Annotated in this window: 1 protein-coding gene; it reads right to left on the bottom strand. The window is 62.2% G+C overall.

The features are described from left to right. Positions 1–169 precede the first annotated feature (169 nt). Complete coding sequence (locus BHD06_RS22615) at positions 170–1,507, bottom strand: IS1380 family transposase (protein WP_080459188.1); 1,338 nt, start codon at positions 1,505–1,507, stop codon at positions 170–172. Positions 1,508–1,617: the final 110 nt, after the last annotated feature.

Raw genomic sequence — 1,617 nt, 5'->3', positions numbered from 1 at the left:
CCGCCATAATTCACCACGGTCATTTTCTGTGCGGGCTCGTGCGGTTTGTTGCGTGCATGACCTTGCTGCGCAACCGGAGTGCTCGCCCCTGGGCTGAAGGCCGGGCGCTTGCTTGTTTTGAGGTATGTGGTTTCGGTTTCGAGGTTTGCGGGGCGCGCGTGCGTCAGGCTCACCCTGGCGGGGCGAGGGCATCGAAGAGCAGGCGCAGGAGGCCTTGCTGTGGGCAGGATGCTGGCAGCGTCACAATGATCCGGGTCTTCTTCTCGACGATGGTGGCGGCCAGCTTGGCGAGATGCAGGCGCAGCGTGTCGAACTGGGCACGGCGCCACGGAGATTTCTTTGGACAGGCGGCGCGCAATTTCCACCAGATCCAGTAGGCGGCACCGTGCAACATCAGGCGCATCTGGTTGGCGGTCGCCTTCGAGCACGAGGTCCGGTCCGAGGCGAGATGGGTTTTCCATGCCTTGATGTGGTTCTCGGCCTGACCACGGGCGGAGTAGAGCTTCTCGTAGAGGTGCTTGCCGCGCCCGCCCTCGAGATTGGTGACGATGTAGCGGGTGTCGCGCCCATTGGGGCTGACCTCGACCCGGGCGATGACGCGGCGCGTTTTCGACCAGGACCGGGCCGCATAGAAGAATGTCTTGAACCGGCGCAGCTTCTGGCCGGGCTTGCGGGCATAGCGCGCGGCCGTCGAGGCCTCGAGGGGCAAGATGTGCTCCGCCAAACGGCTGTTTTTGGGCAGACCGAAGACATAGCGCAGTCCGAGAGTATCACACAGGTCCAAAACCTGGGGGGTTGCGTAGTGACCATCAGCGCGCAGCAGGATCTCGGTCCTGGGCCAATGCCTGCGGATCTGCCGGATCAATCGGCGAATGTGGGCTGCGCTTTCGGCCCCCTTGGGCCTGCGCGCCGGGCGTAGCAAAGCTCCGACGAGCCGCCCGTCGCCGTCAAAGACAACGATGGGCTGGAAGCCGTATTCGTCGTAGTAGGCATTGAACAGACGCAGCTGCTGATGGCCATGCACCGCGTCGAACGTATCGTCGATGTCGAGGATGATCCGACCGGGTGGCTGCGCAAACGACTGGCAGTAGACCTGGACCATCTCCCGACCCATCCGGATCAGCGCGCGCATATCGGCCAGGTTCTCCATACGCGAGATCGTGGGCTGGGAACACAGCGCCGCCCCGGTCTCGGGGCCGCGCTCCAGGGCCAGCTTGAAGCCCGGATCGTGCCGCAAATCGGCGGCATCGTTTCCGTCTTCATACCCCGCGGCAATCATCATGATCCGGAAACGCACGATCTCGGCCAGACCGTGCTGAACCCTGGCCGGATCACGCGCATCCGCGATGCAGGCTGCAAGGCGACCCGCCAGATCGTCTTGACGCTCGATCTCGCGCAGCAGGGTCAGCCCGGCATCGGAACTCATGTCCGCACCGTCAAAACCGAGCAGGATCGGCTTGCCATTCACAGGTGACAAACGGGGGTGAAATCGTGTAGATTTGTCCATGGTGAGCGGTGGCTCCTCGAAATCCAGAATTTTGGCTTCGACACTCAAAATCTACACGATTTCATAACTTTACGCCACTCTCACCGCCTCTTCATGAATTTTCCGGGCTA

The sequence above is a fragment of the Roseovarius sp. A-2 genome (assembly GCF_002072155.1).
Classification (GTDB): Bacteria; Pseudomonadota; Alphaproteobacteria; order Rhodobacterales; family Rhodobacteraceae; genus Roseovarius.
Note: the sequence above shows the minus strand (reverse complement) of the source record. Positions and strands in the feature narration are given on the sequence as shown.